The organism is Cereibacter sediminicola, from assembly GCF_007668225.1.
Lineage (GTDB): Bacteria > Pseudomonadota > Alphaproteobacteria > Rhodobacterales > Rhodobacteraceae > Cereibacter_A > Cereibacter_A azotoformans.
In genome coordinates, this window is sequence record NZ_VDEK01000022.1 from 22992 (window position 1) to 40482 (window position 17491).

The following is a 17491-nucleotide window of genomic DNA, read 5'->3' on the forward strand; positions in this document are numbered from 1 at the left end:
GCGGAAATATCCCGCGGGGGTGCGGGGGCGCGAAGCCCCCGTCGCCGGCCGGCTCAGGGCGCCACGATCAGCCGCTCGAGCCCGCGGAAATGCCAGCTGTCCGACCAGCGCGGCGGCTTGACGAGGCGCAGGCCAGGCAGACGGGTGAAGAGCACGGGCAAGGCCGTGGCCAGTTCGAGCCGCGCAAGCGCCGCGCCCAGGCAGAAGTGCAGGCCGGCTCCGAAGGCCAGATGGGGCTTCTCGGGCCGGTTCCAGAGGAAGCGGTCGGGTCGCTCCCAGGGGCCGGGATCGCGGTTGGCGGCCGCCAGGAGCAGCGCCACCTCCTCGCCTTCGGCAAAGGTCCGGCCCATGATCTCGACCGGCGCGTAGGCCATGCGCCGGAAGAGATGCAGGGGCGGATCGAACCGGAGCAACTCCTCGACGGTGGCCGCGACACGGGCCGGCGCGAGCGCCTCGGGCGGCGTCCGATGCTGCAGGAGCGTCGCCACCGCGTTGCCGATCGCATGGACCGCCGCCTCGTGGCCTGCGTTCAGGATCAGGATGCAGGTCGAGACGATTTCGTCGGTCGAGAGTTGTTGTCCCTCGGCTTCGGCCGCGATCAGGTGGGTCAGCAGGTCGTCGGCGGGCCGATCGCGGCGATCCGCGATGTGAAGCCTCAGGAAGTCCGAAAAGGCGGCGGCGGCCTCTGCGGCGCGCTCTTCCGTCTGCCGGTTCCGCCCGGCCTGATACATGGCGACCATCGCCGAGGACCAGCGCAGGAGCTCGGGGGCGAGCGCCTCGGGGATACCGATCAGCCGCGCGATGAGGGTGATGGGCAGGCGCTGGCTGAAGGCCGGCAGCAGGTCGAACGGCCCGTCCGGCATCTCGTCGATGAGCCCGTTTGCCAGCCGGGCGATCTGGGGCTGCATCGAGCCGAGCCTTCGCGTGGTGAAGGCGCGGAGCACGAGGTTGCGCAGCCGCGTGTGGCGTGGCGGCTCGAGCTCCAGCATCGAATGCTCGGCCACGGCCGCGAAGGGGGCCAGATGCTCGGGCACGGGGGCGCGTCGCTCCGGCGGCACCTCGCGCCCGAATCGCCGGTCGCGCAGGATCGCGTTGGCCGCGGCGTGCGAGGTGGTGCAGACGACATCAAGCTCTTCCCACCGGAAGAACGGTCCGGCCGCGCGCGCCTGCCGGTAGAAGCGGTAGGGATCGCGGAGGAAGCGTCGGTCGTGGGGCGATTGGCTCAGGGTCTTCATCGGCCGGGCGAGGGTTCCGCACTGTCGGCGGAGCCTGGCCACCGACCGGGCTCCGCTCGGAAAGGATGACCGACGGGCCGCTGGCTGTCCAGTTCGCCGGCGGGTGGTCGGTCCCGGCCGGCGGTGTTGTATCCCGGGGGGGGAGGCGCGGTGGGTGGCTCAAGAGGGCCAGCCGCCGGGGCGCTGCCCCGGACCCCGGGATATTTGAGCGAGAATGAAAGGGCGCCGGATGCGCGCTTGCCTCCTGCGCATTGCGGGAGGGGCGCGCCCGGACGTCAGGCGGCCGAGAGGGCGGCGACGATGCCGCTGAAATCCGCGGCCTTGAGGCTCGCGCCGCCGACGAGCGCCCCGTCCACGTTCGGCACCGCGAAGATCTCGGCCGCGTTCGAGGGTTTCACCGAGCCGCCGTAGAGCAGGCGGAAGCCGGCCGCATCCGCAAAACGCTCGGCCAGGCGGGCACGCAGGAAGCCATGCACTTCGGCGATCTCGGCGGTGGTTGGGGTGCGCCCGGTGCCGATCGCCCAGACCGGCTCGTAGGCGATCACCGTCTGGAGGGCCGTGGCGCCGTCGGGCACCGAGCCTGCGAGTTGCGCCCCGATCACGTCGAGCGTCTGGCCCGCGTCGCGCTGCGCCTCGGTCTCGCCGACGCAGATGATCGCCACGAGCCCCGCGGCATGGGCCGCCTCGGCCTTGAGCCTGACGAGCGAGTCGCTCTCGCCGTGATCGGCCCGGCGCTCCGAATGGCCGAGAATCACATGGCTGGCCCCGGCATCGGCCAGCATGGCGGCGGAAATGTCGCCGGTATGGGCGCCCGAGACCTTGGGGTGGCAGTCCTGACCGCCCACCATCAGGTCCGACGTTGCGCGCGCCGCCATGCGCGACAGCAGCGTCGCGGGCGTGCAGATCAGCATCTCGCAGTGCGGCGCCGGATGGGCGGCCATCAGGGCATCGATCTCTGCGAGATCGGCCTCGGTTCCGTTCATCTTCCAGTTCCCCGCTGCAAGCTTGCGCATGTCCGTCCCCTTGTGCGTTTCCGTTGAGGACTTGTTATGCCAAGCAGGCCGGCGGGAAAAGCCTTGCCTCAGGCTTCGGCGTCGCGGAACTTGATCGATTCGCCGCAGCCGCAGGCATCCACCACGTTCGGATTGCGGAACTTGAAGCCGGATTCGATGAGCCCCGTCTCGTAGTCGATCTCGGTTCCGAACAGGAACATCTGCGCCATCGGGGCGATCATGACCCGTGCGCCCTCCTGCTCGACCGTCTCGTCCATCGGGTTGATGTCCGTGACGTAATCCATCGTATATTCCATGCCCGCGCAGCCGCCCTTCTTCACGCCGATGCGCAGCCCCTTGGAGCCCTGCTTCTGCATCAGCCGCGCGATCTGGCGGGCGGCGGCGGGGGTGAGGGTGACGGCCTGCTTGCCGGGGATGGAGAACATCGGAAGAACCTCTCGCTTGTCGGGCGGATATGGGAGGAGGAAGGGCAGGTCTCAAGTCCCGGAGACGGGCTGCCGGCGCGTCCCGTGCCGGCCGGAGAGCCGCATCCTGCCCGGACGCCCTTACATGAAGCCGAGTTCGAGGCGCGCCTCGTCGGACATCATGTCCATGCCCCAGGGCGGATCGAAGGTCATGCCGACGGCGACGGATTTCACCCCCGCGACCGGCTCGACCGCATCCTGCAGCCAGCCCGGCATCTCGCCCGCCACCGGGCAGCCCGGTGCGGTGAGCGTCATGATGATCTCGACATCGTTTTCGGGCGAGATGTCGATCGTGTAGATCAGGCCGAGGTCGAAGATGTTCACCGGGATCTCGGGGTCGTAAACCGTGCGGCAGGCCTCGACGATGGTCTCGTAGAGCGGGTGGTCGGTCGTCGACGGCTTGATGAGGGGGGCGCCCTCGATCATGTCCTGTTGCTGGTTCATGGGAGCCTCGCGCGTTTCTGACAGTTTATATAAGGAAAGAAGGCCGCGAGGTCCAGTGGCGACGAGCCCGGCGGCGACAGGGAGGTCCGCCCACGTCTGGCGCGTTTGCGGAAAATCCGCGACAAGGCGGACTTGCGGGGCGAACGTCCCGCGCTCCATAGTCGCGAGCCTGATCCGATGGGTATTTCTCGTTGAGCTTTCGCTTCGTCCACACGGCCGATCTGCATCTCGATGCGCCGCTGAAGGCCATCGCCTTCCGAGACGCCGCCCTTGCCCGCGAGGTCGCCGGCGCGTCCCGCGCGGCCTTTTCGCGCATCGTCGATCTGTGCATCGGTGAGGGCGCGGCCTTCCTGCTGATCGCGGGCGACCTGTGGGACGGGGACTACAGCTCCACCAAGACGCCACGCTTCCTCAAGCAGGAGCTCCTGAGGCTGCATCGCGCGGGCATCCGCTGTTACATCATCCGGGGCAACCATGACGCGATGGCCCGCCAGACCGGAGAGCTGGAGGCCCCCGACAACACGCTCGTGTTCGGTGGGCGCCCCTCGACGCAGGAGCTGGAGATCGACGGCGACCGGATCGCCATCCACGGCCTCAGTTTCCGCGAGGTCCACGCCGCCGAGAGCCTGCTTCCGCGCTATCCTCCGCCGAAACAGGGCGCCTTCAACATCGGCATGCTGCACACCAGCCTGAACGGCAGCCCCGGCCACGATCCCTACGCGCCCTGCAGCCTCGCCGAGCTGGAGGCGCATGGTTACGACTACTGGGCCCTCGGCCATATCCACCGCCGCTCCGAGCATGTGGGACGGGCGACCATCGTCATGCCCGGCATCCCGCAGGGCCGCGACATCGGCGAGGCCGGGCCGATGTCCGTCACGCTGGTCACCGTGGCCGATGACGGAAGGGTGACGACAGAGCCGCGGCAGGTCGCGCCTCTCCGGTTCGACCGGATGGCGATCGACTGCGGCACGGTCGAGGACTGGCCGGAGCTGCTGACGCACCTCGAGGCCGAGATCCACCGCATCGGCCGCGCCCCGCGCTTCGAGGATCACCTCGTCCTGCGGCCGGTCCTGCAGGGCGTCTCGCCGCTTGCCTGGAGGGTGCGGCGCGATCTCGACCGGCTGACCGAGGAGGCGCGGGCCTTTGCGGCCGATGCCGGTGTCTGGATCGACAAGCTCGAATGCCAGCTTGCCGACGGGCAGGCGACCGCGATCGAGGCGCAGCTGCCCGCGGATCTGGTGCGGATGGTGCGGCACGACCTTCCGGCCGATCCGGGCCTTGCCGCGGCCCTTGCCTCGGCCGCGCAGGATCTGGCGCGCGATCTTCCGCCCGAGTTGCGCGACATGCTGGGCGCGGATGAGGCAGAGCTTGCCGCGCTCTGCCAGCGCCTGCTGGCCGAGGGCTCGCCGGCCATTCTTGCCCGCCTCGCCAGCGACCGGGCCGCGTGATGCGTCTCGACCGTCTCGACCTGACCCGCTACGGCCGGTTCACCGACAAGCGTCTGGACTTCGCCGCCCCCGCGCCCGGCGGGCCGGACCTGCATGTGGTCTTCGGACCGAACGAGGCGGGAAAGTCCACGCTCTTCTCGGCCTGGCTCGACCTGCTGTTCGGCATCCCGCTCCGCAGCCGCTACGACTTCCTCCACCGCGGCCCGACCATGCAGATCGGGGCGCAGCTCAGCCATGCGGGGGGGCGGCTCGATCTCAGGCGGCTCAAGCGCAACAACGCGAGCCTGCTCGACGGCCATGACGCCGTGCTGCCCGAGACCGTGGTGCAATCGCTGCTCGGCGGCCTCTCGCGCGAGGGCTATTCGGCCATGTTCTCGCTGGATGATGACACGCTCGAGAAGGGCGGCGACAGCATCCTCGCCAACCGGGGCGATCTGGGCGAGATGCTCTTCTCGGCCAGCGCCGGCCTTTCCGACCTCGCGCCCCGGCTCGAGAGCGTGCGGGCCGAGCTTGACGGGTTCCACCGCACCGGCAAGCGGAGCGGCTGGCTCTGCGACGCCCGGCGGCAGCTGGCGGATCTCGACGCGCGCCGGCGCAAGACCGAGGTGACGGCGGGGGCGTTGCAGAGACTCACGCGCGAGGCGGCGGCGGCCGAGGCGGCCTGGCGCGAGGCGCGGGCCCGCGAGGATGCCCTTCAGGTCGAGTTGCTGCATCTGCAGGACCTTGCCGCCGCCGTCCCGCTGCGCAGCCAGCGCGCAGGGCTCGCGCTGCGGCTTGCGCCGATCCGTCATCTTCCCGATGCCGATCCGGCGCTGCGGGAGCGGGTCGAGGCCATCGAACGCGACCGCCTGACGCTGGAGGCCCGGATCTCGGATCGGGGGCTGCGGCTTGAGGCGCTCGACGCACGGGTGGCCGCGTTGGCCACCGATCCGGCGGTGCTCGGGCAGTCCGAGGCCATCGACGCGGCCGAGGCGCTGCGGCCCGAGCATGAGGCGGCGCTCAAGGATCTGCCGCGCCGCCGGCAGGAGGCCGATGAGGCGCTTGCGCGGCTCAAGGCGCTGCAGTTCGAGCTGGGCCGCCCCGAAGGTGCCGCGGGCGATCTCGTGCTGCCCGCCGCGACGCTGGGACGGATGCGGGCGCTGCTGGCCGAACGGTCCGGGCTTGCCGCCGCCGCCAGCGCCGCCGCCGCCGAGCGGCGCAAGGCGGCCGACCATCTGGCGCGCGAGCGCGACCGGCTGGGCGATCCCAGCCCGGACGAGGATGAGGCGATGCTGTCGCCGCTTCTCGCCCGCCTGCGCGCGCAGGACCCCGCCGACGTCCGCCTGCGCGCGCTGCGCGACCGCGATCAGGCGCGGGAGCGGCTCGGGGCTGCGATGGCACGGCTGGCTCCGTGGAGCGGCGACGGCGAGAACCTTGCGGCGCTCGCCGTCCCTTCGCCCGCGCAGATCGCCGGGTGGGAGACCGGTCTGGAGGCCGCCCGTCAGGAAGCGGCCGATGCCGCCCGAGAGGCCGAGGCCGTCGGCGCGGATCTGGACCGTGTCCGGTCTGACCGGGTGCGGCGCGTGTCGGCCGGGACGGCCGTCGGCGCCACGCTGGCGGATGCGGCCGCCGCGCGAAGCCGGCGCGAGTCGCTCTGGGCCGCCCATCTCGTGGCGCTCGACGCGGACAGCGCGCAGCGATTCGAGCAGGCGATGCGCGAGGACGACCGCCTCTCGTCCCTGCTGGCCGAGGCCATGGCCGAAGCCCGGCGCGAGGCGCTCGATCAGGCCGATGAGGACCGGCTTTCGGAAAGATTTTCCGCGGCCCGGACCCGGCAGCACAGCGCGGCCGCGGCGTCGGCCGACATTCAGGGTGCGGTCGCGGAGACATGCGCCCGGCTGGCCCTTGGACACACGTCCCTTGCGGATCTGAAGGCGTGGCTCGAGCTGCGGCAGGTGGCGCTCGAGGCGCTCGCCGCCTGCCGCGAGGCCGAGGCCGGCCTCCGCCGCGCCGATGAGGCCGTGGCCACGGCCGCGCAGGCGCTTGCCGCGGCGCTCGGCCAGTCGGAGGGCACCTATGAGCCGCTTCTGGCCCTTGCGGCCGCGCGCAACGAGGCGGCCGAGCGGCGGCGCGAGGCCCGGCGGCATCTCGCCGCGCTGCTCTCCGACCTGCGCGAGCGGGAGCAGGCGGACCAGGAGGCCGCTGAGGGCCTCGCCCGCTGGCAGCGGGAGTGGGTGGACGCAAGCCGCGGCACCATCCTCGCCGACAATCCCGACACGTCGCCCGAGCTGGGCCGGATGCTCGACCTGCTCGACGAGCTGGGGGCGACCGGCCGCACCCTTGCCGGGCTCGAGGACCGGATCTCCAAGATGGAGGCGAACCGGGACCGCTTCCGCCGGGCGCGGGCCGAGGTGCTGGCGGGCCTCGATCTGGACGAGGCGACGGCATGGCCCGAGGTGCTGGCGCGGCTGCGCCGGGCGCAGGACGCGCTCCGCGACCGGCACCAGCTGGCCACGCAGATAGCGGACGAGCGGCGCCAGGATGCCGAGGATCGTCGCGCCCTTGCGGCCCGGCAGCAGGAGGCCGCGGCGCTGGGCGCCTCGCTGGGCTGGGAGGAGGGCAGCCTTTCGGACCATGTCGCGGCCTGCCTCGAGGCCACGACCCTGCGCCGGGAATTGGCCGCGCTGGATGCGGCTCTTGCGGGACGGCCCTGTCCGGCCGAGGGGGACGATCCCGACACCCTCCGCCAGCGGATCGAGACGCTGAAGGCGGATCAGCAGCTTCTACGGGCCCGGACCGAGACCTGTCTGGCCGCCCATCTCGAGGCGGCGCGCCAGATCGAGGCGGTGGGGGGCGATGACGCCCTTGCCCGTCTGGCGTTCGAGCGGGAGAACCTGCTGCTCGAGATCCGCGACCGGGCGCGGGAGCATCTGGCCGCCCGCTTCGGGCTGATCGCGGTCGAGGCCGGGCTCCGCCGCTACCGGGACCAGCATCGCAGCGCCATGCTCGCCCGCGCCGCCGCCGCCTTCCGCCTGCTGAGCCGGGGCGCCTATTCGGGCCTCGCCGCCCAGCCGGACGGCGCGCAGGAGGTGCTGGTCGCCCTGTGCGCGGACGGTGGCACCAAGCTTGCGACGGATCTTTCCAAGGGCACGCGGTTCCAGCTCTATCTGGCGCTGCGGATCGCGGGCTACCACGAGCTTGCGCAAAGCCGGCCGGCCGTGCCCTTCATCGCCGACGACATCATGGAGACCTTCGACGACGACCGCTCGGCCGCGGCCTTCTCGCTGCTGGCCGAGATGTCGCAAGTGGGGCAGGTCATCTACCTCACCCACCACCGCCACCTGTGCGAGATCGCCCGCGACGCCTGCCCCGGCGCCAACATCATCGATCTGCAGCAGGCGTGACGCCCCGTCCTTGCGGCGGCCCCGGCGCAGGTCGAGGAGTTTCCCTCAGGCGTTGAACAGGAAGTGCAGCACGTCGCCGTCCTGCACCTCGTAGGTCTTGCCCTCGATGCGGAACTTGCCGGCCTCCTTGGCGCCCGCCTCGCCCTGGCCTGCGACATAATCCTCGTAGGCCACGGTCTCGGCGCGGATGAAGCCCTTCTCGAAGTCGCCGTGGATCACGCCGGCGGCCTGCGGAGCGAGCATCCCCTTGGTGATCGTCCAGGCGCGCGCCTCCTTGGGCCCGACGGTGAAGTAGGTCTGCAGCCCCAGAAGCTGGTAGCCCGCACGGATCAGCCGGTCGAGCCCGGCTTCCTCGAGACCCATCTCCTCGAGGAACATCGCGGCCTCCTCGGCGGGAAGCTGGGCGATCTCCTCTTCGATGCGGGCCGAGATCACCACGGTGGCCGCGCCCTGCGCCTTGGCCATTTCGGCCACCCGCGCCGACTGGGAATTGCCCTGGGCCGCCGAGGATTCCTCGACGTTGCAGACATAGAGGACGGGCTTGGCGGTCAGCAGTTGCAGCATCCGCCAGGCGCGCTGGTCGTCGGCCGAGACGGTCACCGTCCGGGCCGGCTTGCCCGCCTCGAGCGCCGCCAGCGCCGCGCGCAGCAGGCGATCATGGTCGGCGGCCTCCTTGTCGCCGCCCTTGAGCTTGCGCGAGAGGTTCGCCAACCGCCGCTCGATCGAATCCATGTCGGCGAGCATCAGCTCGGTCTCGATCGTCTCGGCATCGGCCACGGGGTCGATGCGTCCCTCGACGTGGGTGATGTCGCCGTCCTCGAAGCAGCGCAGCACATGGGCGATGGCGTCGCATTCGCGGATGTTGGCGAGGAACTGGTTGCCGAGGCCCTCGCCCTTTGAGGCGCCGCGGACGAGACCCGCGATATCGACGAAGGTCATCCGCGTCGGGATGATCTGCCTGGAGCCTGCGATCCCTGCCAAGGTCTCAAGCCGCGCGTCGGGAACGGCGACCTCGCCCACGTTGGGCTCGATGGTGCAGAAGGGAAAGTTGGCCGCCTGCGCGGCGGCGGTGCGGGTGAGGGCGTTGAAGAGCGTGGATTTGCCCACGTTCGGCAAGCCGACGATCCCCATGCGGAAGCCCATGATCCACTCCTTGAAAGCTTTGCCGCTTCATAGGCAAGCGCCCCACCCAAGGCAAGCGGGGCGGCGGAGGGCAGGGAGCGCCGCCCGGCCGCGGCCGCGACGCCGCGAGCGGGGGGCGGCCGCGACCGCGCGGGTGGATATGGCACCGGCCGGCGCCGGCCGGACGGTCCGCGCCCTTACGCCCATTGATTTTCCCGCGCCGGTGACGCAAACCGGCAGCCGACACGGGCGAGGGCAGGGCAATGACGCGGATCGATGACACCTTCCGGCGGCTTCGGGCCGAGGGGAAGAAGGCCTTCGTGGCCTATATCATGGCGGGCGATCCCGATCTCGAGACCTCGCTGGAGGTGATGAAGGGCCTGCCCGGCGCGGGCGTGGACATCATCGAGCTGGGCATGCCCTTCACCGATCCGATGGCGGACGGGCCGACGATTCAGACGGCGGGGCAGCGGGCGCTCGAGGGTGGGCAGACGCTGGCACGGACGCTCGGGATGGTGCGCGACTTCCGCAAGGACGATCCCTCGACCCCCATCGTCATGATGGGATACTACAATCCGATCCATGCGCGGGGCGTGGACCGCTTTCTGGCCGAAGCGCAGGAGGCCGGGATCGACGGGCTGATCGTGGTGGATCTGCCGCCCGAGGAGGATGCCGAGCTGTGTCTGCCCGCGCAGGCGGCAGGGCTGAACTTCATCCGGCTGGCCACTCCCACGACCGACGACCGCCGCCTGCCCAAGGTGCTGCAGAACACGTCGGGCTTCGTCTATTACGTCTCGATCACCGGGATCACCGGGGCGGCCGCCGCGCAGGCGGTGGATGTGGCGCCCGAGGTGGCGCGGCTGAAGGCGGCGACGGACCTGCCGGTGATCGTGGGATTCGGCATCACCTCGCCCGAGGCGGCGCGGGACATCGCGGGCGTGGCCGACGGCTGCGTGGTCGGCTCGGCGATCGTGAAGCTGGTGGCGGAGGGCCGTCCGGTCGCGGAGGTGCTGGACCGGGTGGCGGCGCTCGCGGCCGGCGCTCACGCCGCCTGACGGGGAAACGGCCGGGGGAGGTGCCGTCGCCGGGGGCATCGAACCCCCGCCGACGGCGTTGCCACGGAACGAGCGGACGCGGGGTCTCTGGCGGCCATCCGCGACCGCCGGCCCCTGCCGGGAGTTCGGCCCGCGGCGCGGGAGGTGCCCGTCGGCGCTGCATCATGCGTTGATCTGCTGCGGCATGGCCGGTAAGGAAACATGACCAGTTCCAGCCGGAGAGCATCATGCCCGTCATAACCTGCATCGAGGATCTGAAGCGGATGCACCGCCGGCGCACGCCGCGCATGTTCTTCGACTATTGCGAGTCGGGCAGCTACTCCGAGCAGACCTTCCGCGACAACTGCTCGGACTTCCAGCAGATCCGGCTCCGCCAGAAGGTCGCCGTGGACATGCTGGGCCGCTCGACCCGATCCACGATGATCGGGCAGGAGGTGGCGATGCCGGTCGCGCTGGCCCCGGTCGGGCTGACCGGGATGCAATGCGCCGATGGCGAGATCAAGGCGGCTCGCGCGGCCGAGGCCTTCGGCGTGCCCTACACGCTGTCCACCATGTCGATCTGTTCGGTCGAGGACGTGGCGGCGGCCACCACGAAACCCTTCTGGTTCCAGCTTTACGTCATGAAGGACGAGGAGTTCGTCGATTCGATGCTCGAGCGGGCGAAGAGGGCGGGCTGCTCGGCGCTGGTGCTGACGCTCGACCTGCAGATCCTCGGCCAGCGTCACAAGGATCTGAAGAACGGCCTCTCGGCTCCGCCGAAGATGACGCTGCCGGTGATGATGGATCTGGCGACGAAATGGGGCTGGGGCCTCGAGATGCTGAGGACCCCGCGGCGCACCTTCGGCAACATCGTGGGCCATGCCAAGGGGGTGGGCGACACGACGAGCCTCGCAAGCTGGACCGCCGAGCAGTTCGATCCGCAGCTCGACTGGGGCAAGATCGCGCGGCTGCGCGACAAGTGGGGCGGCAAGCTGATCCTGAAGGGCATCCTCGACGAGGAGGATGCGCGCCGCGCCGCGGATTTCGGGGCCGATGCGATCATCGTCTCGAACCACGGCGGGCGGCAGCTGGACGGGGCGTTGTCGTCGATCCGCATGCTGCCGCCGATCGTTCGTGCGGTGGGCGACCAGGTCGAGATCCACATGGACGGGGGCATCCGGTCGGGACAGGACGTGCTGAAGGCGCTCGCGATGGGGGCGAAGGGCACCTACATCGGCCGCTCCTACATCTATGGCCTTGGCGCCATGGGCGAGGCGGGCGTGCGCCGCGCGCTCGAGGTGATCTGGAAGGAGCTGGACATCTCGATGGCTCTGTGCGGCGAGAAGGACGTCAAGGCGCTGGGGCCGCACAACCTGCTGGTGCCGCAGGACTTCGAGGGCCGCTGGGCCTGAGCCCCGGCCGGACCGCCCGCGGGGTGCGCGGATTCCGCACGCGGGGCCTTTCCTTCCGGGCGAGGATCGTCTAAGGCGGCGCCTTGCGACCCCATGCACCCTTGGAGGATGGGGCGTTTCACATATGGAGAACCTCAATGGCTGGTGAAATCCCGGATTTTCAGGCTGAGGTACGGACGGGGACAGGCAAGGGGGCCGCTCGTCAAGCTCGTCGTGAGGGCTACGTACCCGGTATCGTTTACGGCGGCGGTCAGGAACCGCTGTCGATCAACGTCAAGTACAACGAGCTGCTGAACCGGCTGAAGAAGGGCCGCTTCCTGCAGACGCTGTTCAACCTCAAGGTCGAGGGCCAGGAAGACGTCCGCGTGATCTGCCGCGGCGTGCAGCGCGACGTGGTCAAGGACCTGCCGACGCATGTCGACTTCATGCGCCTGCGCCGCACGAGCCGGATCAACCTGTTCATCCACGTCACCTTCGAGAACCACGACCAGGCCCCGGGCCTGAAGCGTGGCGGCACCCTGACGGTGGTGCGCCCCGAGGTGGAACTGGAAGTGACCGCGGGCGACATCCCCGATCACATCACCGTGGACCTGACCGGCAAGCAGATCGGCGACGTCATCCACATCCAGGACATCGCGCTGCCGGAAGGCGCCGTTCCGACGATCAACCGGAACTTCGTGATCGCCAACATCTCGGCGCCGTCGGGCCTGCGCTCGTCGGACAACGAGGAAGAAGCCGCCGAGGCCTGAGCCTCGAGCGAGCGGATTGCGGGGGCGGGGGCAGGTTGCCTCCGCCCTTTGCGTTCCGTCCTATGGCCGTCGCGCGCGCGCCCCGAAGGGTTGCCGGATGGCCCCTGCGACCGTAAACAGGCCCGGTCCCGAAAGGAGCCTGCCCATGAAGCTGTTCGTCGGTCTCGGCAATCCCGGTGCGCGCTATGCGGGCAACCGGCACAACATCGGCTACATGGCGGTCGAGGCCATCGCCTCGGCTCATGGGTTCGGTCCGTGGCGCTCGCGCTTTCAGGGCGTGACCTCGGAGGGGCGGCTGGGCTCCGAGCAGGTGCTGCTTCTGAAACCCGAAACCTTCATGAACCTCTCGGGGCAGTCGGTGGGCGAGGCGATGCGCTTCTACAAGCTGTCCCCCGCCGATCTGACGGTCTTTCATGACGAGCTGGACCTTGCGCCGGGCAGGCTGCGCCTGAAGCAGGGCGGGGGACACGCGGGTCACAACGGGCTGCGCTCGATCCATGCCCATGTCGGCGAGGCTTACGGGCGGGTGCGGCTGGGGATCGGCCATCCGGGGCACAAGGATGCGGTCGCCTCCTATGTGCTGAACGATTTCGCCAAGGCCGATCAGGGCTGGCTCGAGGATCTTCTGCGCGGGATCGCCGACGGCGCCGAGGCGCTGGCGCGGGGGGACGGGGCGCGGTTCCAGAACGCCGTGGCCTTGCGGATGCAGCCGCCGAAGCCCGAGAAGCCGAAGGTCGAGGCGAAGCCCGCCGCGGCCGAGGCGCCCGAGGCCGCCCCCGACACGCGCAGCGCGCTGCAAAGGCTGGCTGACCGTTTCCGCTGAGGCCGGCCGCTAGACGAACTGCTCGCGGATCAGCCGCTCCTCGAGCCCGTGGCCGGGGTCGAACAGCAGCCGGTGCCGGATCGCCGGCTCGCTGCGCACCTCGACCGAGACCACATCGCGCACCGAGCGGCCGTCGGCATCCGCCATCACCGGCCGCTTCCCCGCATCGATCACGTCAAAGCGCACGGTCGCCGTCTTGGGCAGCAGCGCCCCGCGCCAGCGGCGCGGCCGGAAGGGGGCGATCGCGGTCAGCGCCAGCACGTCGGCGCCGATCGGCAGGATCGGCCCGTGCGCCGAGTAGTTGTAGGCGGTCGAGCCGGCGGGCGTGCAGACCAGCGCGCCGTCGCAGACCAGCTCTTCCATCCGCACCTTGCCATCGACCGAGATCTTCAGCCACGCCGCCTGCGGCCCGGCCCGCAGCAGCGAGACCTCGTTGATCGCGATCCGGTGGAAGACCTCGCCCGCCTCGGTCACGGCCGTCATGACCAGCGGGTTGAGGATCTCTTCCTCGGCCTCGGCCAGCCGCTCGCGCAGGCCGTCCCCGGCATAGCCGTTCATCAGGAAGCCGACCGTGCCGCGGTTCATTCCATAGACCGGGATGTCGAGGCTCTGCGTCTCGTGCAGTGTCTGAAGCATGAAGCCGTCGCCGCCGAGGGCCACGATCACCTCGGCCTCCGGCAGGGGGCACTGGCCGTATCGGGCCTCCATCGCCACCAGCGCCTCTTGCGCGACAGGGGCCGGGCTCGCCACGAATCCGATGCGCTGTGGCGTCATGTCCCCCTCCGGCTGCCGTGGCGGCCAGTGTTGGACCCGCCGTGCCGCAAACTCAACCCCTCGCGCGCCACCGCTTCGCGCAATCCCGGCCATGCGTCGTTTTCCTGACTTTCTGTCGCGGCTTCGATGTTCTAAATGGGCGCAACCCTTTCCACAGGAGACGCCCATGAACGCCCCGCACCGCGACGACGGCTTCTTTACCGAAAGCCTGTCCTCCCGCGACCCCGAGCTTTTCGCCTCAATCACCGGTGAGCTTGGCCGCCAGCGCGACGAGATCGAGCTGATCGCTTCGGAGAACATCGTCAGCCGCGCCGTGATGGAGGCGCAGGGCTCGGTCATGACCAACAAGTACGCCGAGGGCTATCCGGGCAAGCGGTATTACGGCGGTTGCGATTATGTGGACGTGGCCGAGACGCTGGCGATCGAGCGGGCGAAGCAGCTCTTTGGTTGCGCCTTTGCCAACGTCCAGCCGAACTCGGGGTCGCAGGCCAACCAGGGCGTGTTCCAGGCGCTGATCAAGCCGGGCGACACGATCCTCGGGATGGAGCTGGCCTCGGGCGGGCACCTGACGCATGGGGCGGCGCCGAACCAGTCGGGCAAGTGGTTCCATGCGGTCCAGTATGGCGTGCGCCAGCAGGACCAGCGGATCGACTATGATCAGGTCGCGGCGCTGGCCCGCGAGCACAAGCCCCGGCTCATCATCGCCGGCGGCTCGGCCATCCCGCGCCAGATCGACTTTGCGAAGTTCCGCGCCATTGCCGATGAAGTCGGCGCCTGGCTGATGGTGGACATGGCCCATTTCGCGGGCCTCGTCGCGGGCGGCGCGCATCCCTCGCCCTTCCCCTACGCCGATGTGGCCACCACCACGACGCACAAGACCCTGCGCGGTCCGCGCGGCGGCATGATCCTCACGAACAACGAGGAGATCGCGAAGAAGGTCAATTCGGCGATCTTCCCCGGCATCCAGGGCGGCCCGCTGATGCATGTGATCGCGGCGAAGGCCGTGGCCTTCGGCGAGGCGCTGCGGCCCGAGTTCAAGGCCTACGCCGCGCAGGTGGTGAAGAACGCGCAGGCGCTGGCGGACGAGCTGATGAAGGGCGGGCTCGACATCGTGACGGGCGGCACCGACACGCATGTGATGCTGGTGGACCTGCGCCCGAAGGGCGTGAAGGGCAACGCGACCGAGAAGGCGCTGGGCCGCGCGCACATCACCTGCAACAAGAACGGCATTCCGTTCGACCCCGAGAAGCCGATGGTGACCTCGGGCGTGCGTCTCGGCACCCCGGCCGGCACCACCCGCGGCTTCGGCGAGGAGGAGTTCCGCGAGATCGCCCGCCTGATCGTCGAGGTCGTGGACGGGCTCGCCGCCAATGGCGAAGAGGGCAATGCCGCGGTCGAGGAGGCCGTCAAGGCCAAGGTCGCGGCGCTCTGCGCCCGCTTCCCGCTCTACCCGACGCTCTGAGACCGGCGTGGCGCGCGCTCGTGCAGGGCGCGCGCCCCGTCAGATCAGGCCGCGCAGACGGGCCACGGCGAAGGCCGCACCTCCGGCCAGCAGGCCCGCCGCCAGCAGGACGCGGACGAAGGCCAGCGCCCGGCCCATGATCCGCGTTCGGGCATCGACCGATACGAGATGCCGCACGCAGAGGTCATAGTCGGCCGAGATCTTCTCGAAATCCATCTGCATGAGCAGCCGCGGATCGCGCGCCATCTCGCCCGCCCGCGCCAGATCCCGCGCCGCGGCCCGCACCCGGCGGGGCAGGCGGCTTGCCCCGCGCTGCAACTTGGCCGTCAGGCCCTGCCCGCGCACATGGAGCCGCTCCTCCATCAGGGCCGCCACACGATCCACCATCTGCCTGATCGCCAACGCACTCATGCTCATCCCTCTGCCACGGCGCCAGATTAGGAAGCGGAACCACAGCGATCAACCGCTCTGGAAGGCGGTGCGGCAACGGGCTAGAACCGCCCCATGCTGAACATGACCCTCTACCGGGCGGAGCAGCCGTCCGACGCACCGCCGCTTCTGATCGCGCATGGGCTCTTTGGCTCGGCGCGGAACTGGGGCGTGATCTGTCGCCGCCTTGCCGAGACGCGCAAGGTGATCGCGGTGGACATGCGCAATCATGGCGACAGTCCCTGGACCGAAACCCACCGCTATCCCGACATGGCCGCCGACCTCGCCGAGGTGATCCGGGCGCAGGGCGGGCAGGCGGATGTGCTGGGGCATTCCATGGGCGGCAAGGCCGCGATGATGCTTGCGCTGACCGAACCCGAACGGGTGCGGCGGCTGGTGGTGGCCGATGTGGCGCCGGTGGCCTATGACCATGACCAGACGCGCAACGTGGATGTGATGCGCGGGCTCGATCCGGCGACGGTCGCGACGCGGGGTGACGCCGACCGCAAGCTTTCCGAGGTGCTGCCCGACGCGGGCCTGCGCGCCTTCTTCCTGCAATCGCTGGATCTGAAATCCGACCCGCCGCGCTGGCGGCTGAACCTCGACCTGCTGGCCGCCGAGATGCCCCACATCGTTGGCTGGCCCGCGGTCGAGGGCCGGTTCGAGGGGCCGACGCTGTTCCTGACCGGCGAACTCTCGACCTATGTCGGGCCCGAGCACCGCGAGACGATCCAGCGGCTCTTTCCCGCCGCGCGCTTTGCCGAGCTGAAGGGGGCAGGGCACTGGCTTCACGCCGAGAAGCCCCGCGCGTTCGAGGATACGGTTCGGGTGTTCCTCGACGCCTGAAGGCCGCGGGGCGCGCCCACAGGCGCGCCCCCGCAGGATCAGTCGCGGATCTTCCGCATCCGCTCGAACGCGCCGTCGCGCAGCACGAACTGGTGGAAGAGCGAGATGGCGACATGCACCGCCACTACCAGGATCAGCAGGTATTTCATGCTGGCATGGGCCGAGGCGGCGACCCCGTTGCCGTAGAACCAGCCGATCGCGCCCAGAATCGGCATGGCGAGAATGGCGAGATAGAGGAAGAACGTCAGCTCGTGTGTGACGAAGGCCAGAAAGCCCTGCTCGGGGGTTTTCGGCTCGAAGGCGGGGGCCGGCACGCCGCGCGCAAAGCGCAGGCCCAAGCGCCAAAAGGCCAGAAGCAGCACTGCAATACCCAGCACCACATGCACCCAGGCCAAGGCCGCCACGCCTTGCGGGCTGCCGGTCTGCATCCCCTCGAACACGGTCGCGATGGCAGGACCGAGCAGGAACTGCACCACGATGAGCACCACCACCGCCCAATGCAGGATGACCTGCATCCTCGAATATCCTGCGGGTGCTTCCTTCTTCATCGCGATCTCCTTGTCTGGCTGGCCGGGAATCAGGCGAGCTTGCGCGCGATGATGAAGCTCGCGGGGACCGCCGCCACGAAGCCGATTGCCGCAGAGACCACGATCGGCGTGAGCGTGTCATTGCCGGTCACGAGGGCAATCACCATGCAGATTCCCATGAGAGTGACGGAAATGAACGAGAACAGGATCATCATCAGGCGGGTCATGGCAAGGATCTCCGGGGGACGGGAAAACGTGTCCGCCGGCAGTCTGCCGCACAGCCTGTCCCGATCGCCTTGATCCGCATCAAGCGGCCCGGCGGACCA

At 69.9% G+C, this 17491-nt stretch carries 17 protein-coding genes; 8 read left to right on the forward strand and 9 right to left on the reverse strand.

Annotated elements, in window-relative coordinates; translation table 11 throughout:
* Positions 1-53 precede the first annotated feature (53 nt).
* The 4 genes from FG154_RS14065 to FG154_RS14080 form a co-directional block, all read right to left on the reverse strand.
* Positions 54-1235, reverse strand: a complete 1182-nt coding sequence (locus tag FG154_RS14065) for a cytochrome P450 (protein ID WP_145109143.1) — start codon at positions 1233-1235, stop codon at positions 54-56.
* Between the two features lie 275 nt (positions 1236-1510).
* Positions 1511-2248, reverse strand: coding sequence for a triose-phosphate isomerase (gene tpiA / locus FG154_RS14070; RefSeq protein WP_145109146.1), 738 nt, complete (start codon positions 2246-2248; stop codon positions 1511-1513).
* 68 nt (positions 2249-2316) lie between these two features.
* Positions 2317-2673 (reverse strand): HesB/IscA family protein, encoded by a 357-nt coding sequence (locus FG154_RS14075; RefSeq protein ID WP_145109150.1) that lies wholly within the window; start codon positions 2671-2673, stop codon positions 2317-2319.
* A gap of 120 nt (positions 2674-2793) precedes the next feature.
* Positions 2794-3156: an SUF system Fe-S cluster assembly protein gene (locus tag FG154_RS14080; RefSeq protein WP_145109153.1), complete on the reverse strand. Its 363-nt coding sequence runs from the start codon at positions 3154-3156 to the stop codon at positions 2794-2796.
* Positions 3157-3347: 191 nt separating this feature from the next.
* On the opposite strand from FG154_RS14080, the gene FG154_RS14085 reads away from it, so the two are divergent.
* Positions 3348-4604: a metallophosphoesterase family protein gene (locus FG154_RS14085; RefSeq protein ID WP_145109156.1), complete on the forward strand. Its 1257-nt coding sequence runs from the start codon at positions 3348-3350 to the stop codon at positions 4602-4604.
* Positions 4604-7987 carry a YhaN family protein gene (locus tag FG154_RS14090; protein ID WP_145109159.1) on the forward strand — a complete coding sequence of 1128 codons (3384 nt, stop codon included), beginning with the start codon at positions 4604-4606 and terminating at the stop codon, positions 7985-7987. Before FG154_RS14085 ends, FG154_RS14090 begins: the two co-directional genes overlap by 1 nt.
* 45 nt (positions 7988-8032) lie before the next feature.
* Here FG154_RS14090 and ychF read toward each other — a convergent pair whose 3' ends face one another.
* On the reverse strand, positions 8033-9130 hold the full coding sequence (gene ychF, locus FG154_RS14095; RefSeq protein WP_145109162.1) for a redox-regulated ATPase YchF: 1098 nt from the start codon (positions 9128-9130) through the stop codon (positions 8033-8035).
* Positions 9131-9372: 242 nt separating this feature from the next.
* On the opposite strand from ychF, the gene trpA reads away from it, so the two are divergent.
* The 4 genes from trpA (at position 9373) to pth (ending at position 13127) form a co-directional block, all read left to right on the forward strand.
* Positions 9373-10164 (forward strand): tryptophan synthase subunit alpha, encoded by a 792-nt coding sequence (trpA, locus tag FG154_RS14100; RefSeq protein WP_145109165.1) that lies wholly within the window; start codon positions 9373-9375, stop codon positions 10162-10164.
* A 227-nt stretch (positions 10165-10391) separates the two neighbouring features.
* Positions 10392-11555, forward strand: coding sequence for an alpha-hydroxy acid oxidase (locus FG154_RS14105; protein ID WP_145109168.1), 1164 nt, complete (start codon positions 10392-10394; stop codon positions 11553-11555).
* Positions 11556-11692: 137 nt separating this feature from the next.
* Positions 11693-12304: a 50S ribosomal protein L25/general stress protein Ctc gene (locus FG154_RS14110; protein ID WP_145109171.1), complete on the forward strand. Its 612-nt coding sequence runs from the start codon at positions 11693-11695 to the stop codon at positions 12302-12304.
* A 145-nt stretch (positions 12305-12449) separates the two neighbouring features.
* Positions 12450-13127 carry an aminoacyl-tRNA hydrolase gene (gene pth / locus FG154_RS14115; RefSeq protein WP_145109174.1) on the forward strand — a complete coding sequence of 226 codons (678 nt, stop codon included), beginning with the start codon at positions 12450-12452 and terminating at the stop codon, positions 13125-13127.
* A 9-nt stretch (positions 13128-13136) separates the two neighbouring features.
* On the opposite strand, the gene FG154_RS14120 is transcribed toward pth, so the two are convergent.
* Entirely contained in the window at positions 13137-13901 is a 765-nt protein-coding gene (locus FG154_RS14120; RefSeq protein ID WP_145109177.1) for an NAD kinase, read from the reverse strand.
* 166 nt (positions 13902-14067) lie between these two features.
* Here FG154_RS14120 and glyA point away from each other — a divergent pair, with 166 nt between their 5' ends.
* Positions 14068-15363 carry a serine hydroxymethyltransferase gene (gene glyA / locus FG154_RS14125; protein WP_145109180.1) on the forward strand — a complete coding sequence of 432 codons (1296 nt, stop codon included), beginning with the start codon at positions 14068-14070 and terminating at the stop codon, positions 15361-15363.
* 39 nt (positions 15364-15402) lie between these two features.
* Here glyA and FG154_RS14130 read toward each other — a convergent pair whose 3' ends face one another.
* Positions 15403-15774, reverse strand: a complete 372-nt coding sequence (locus FG154_RS14130; protein WP_186312378.1) for a hypothetical protein — start codon at positions 15772-15774, stop codon at positions 15403-15405.
* A gap of 93 nt (positions 15775-15867) precedes the next feature.
* Between FG154_RS14130 and FG154_RS14135 the strand changes: the two genes are divergently transcribed.
* The gene (locus tag FG154_RS14135; RefSeq protein ID WP_145109187.1) at positions 15868-16638 is read left to right on the forward strand and encodes an alpha/beta fold hydrolase; all 771 of its coding nucleotides are present in this window, start codon (positions 15868-15870) and stop codon (positions 16636-16638) included.
* A gap of 38 nt (positions 16639-16676) precedes the next feature.
* Here the strand turns inward: FG154_RS14135 and FG154_RS14140 are convergent, their stop codons facing one another.
* The gene (locus FG154_RS14140) at positions 16677-17186 is read right to left on the reverse strand and encodes a cytochrome b (protein WP_145109190.1); all 510 of its coding nucleotides are present in this window, start codon (positions 17184-17186) and stop codon (positions 16677-16679) included.
* A gap of 29 nt (positions 17187-17215) precedes the next feature.
* Positions 17216-17392: a CTP synthetase gene (locus FG154_RS14145; protein WP_145109193.1), complete on the reverse strand. Its 177-nt coding sequence runs from the start codon at positions 17390-17392 to the stop codon at positions 17216-17218.
* Positions 17393-17491 lie beyond the last annotated feature (99 nt).

Coding starts and splice junctions, on each gene's coding strand:
- FG154_RS14065 (WP_145109143.1), bottom strand. CDS start 1,235: ATGAAGACCCTGAGCCAATCGCCCCACGACCGACGCTTCCTCCGCGAT.
- tpiA (WP_145109146.1), bottom strand. CDS start 2,248: ATGCGCAAGCTTGCAGCGGGGAACTGGAAGATGAACGGAACCGAGGCC.
- FG154_RS14075 (WP_145109150.1), bottom strand. CDS start 2,673: ATGTTCTCCATCCCCGGCAAGCAGGCCGTCACCCTCACCCCCGCCGCC.
- FG154_RS14080 (WP_145109153.1), bottom strand. CDS start 3,156: ATGAACCAGCAACAGGACATGATCGAGGGCGCCCCCCTCATCAAGCCG.
- FG154_RS14090 (WP_145109159.1), top strand. CDS start 4,604: ATGCGTCTCGACCGTCTCGACCTGACCCGCTACGGCCGGTTCACCGAC.
- ychF (WP_145109162.1), bottom strand. CDS start 9,130: ATGGGCTTCCGCATGGGGATCGTCGGCTTGCCGAACGTGGGCAAATCC.
- trpA (WP_145109165.1), top strand. CDS start 9,373: ATGACGCGGATCGATGACACCTTCCGGCGGCTTCGGGCCGAGGGGAAG.
- FG154_RS14105 (WP_145109168.1), top strand. CDS start 10,392: ATGCCCGTCATAACCTGCATCGAGGATCTGAAGCGGATGCACCGCCGG.
- FG154_RS14110 (WP_145109171.1), top strand. CDS start 11,693: ATGGCTGGTGAAATCCCGGATTTTCAGGCTGAGGTACGGACGGGGACA.
- pth (WP_145109174.1), top strand. CDS start 12,450: ATGAAGCTGTTCGTCGGTCTCGGCAATCCCGGTGCGCGCTATGCGGGC.
- FG154_RS14120 (WP_145109177.1), bottom strand. CDS start 13,901: ATGACGCCACAGCGCATCGGATTCGTGGCGAGCCCGGCCCCTGTCGCG.
- glyA (WP_145109180.1), top strand. CDS start 14,068: ATGAACGCCCCGCACCGCGACGACGGCTTCTTTACCGAAAGCCTGTCC.
- FG154_RS14130 (WP_186312378.1), bottom strand. CDS start 15,774: ATGAGTGCGTTGGCGATCAGGCAGATGGTGGATCGTGTGGCGGCCCTG.
- FG154_RS14135 (WP_145109187.1), top strand. CDS start 15,868: ATGCTGAACATGACCCTCTACCGGGCGGAGCAGCCGTCCGACGCACCG.
- FG154_RS14140 (WP_145109190.1), bottom strand. CDS start 17,186: ATGAAGAAGGAAGCACCCGCAGGATATTCGAGGATGCAGGTCATCCTG.
- FG154_RS14145 (WP_145109193.1), bottom strand. CDS start 17,392: ATGACCCGCCTGATGATGATCCTGTTCTCGTTCATTTCCGTCACTCTC.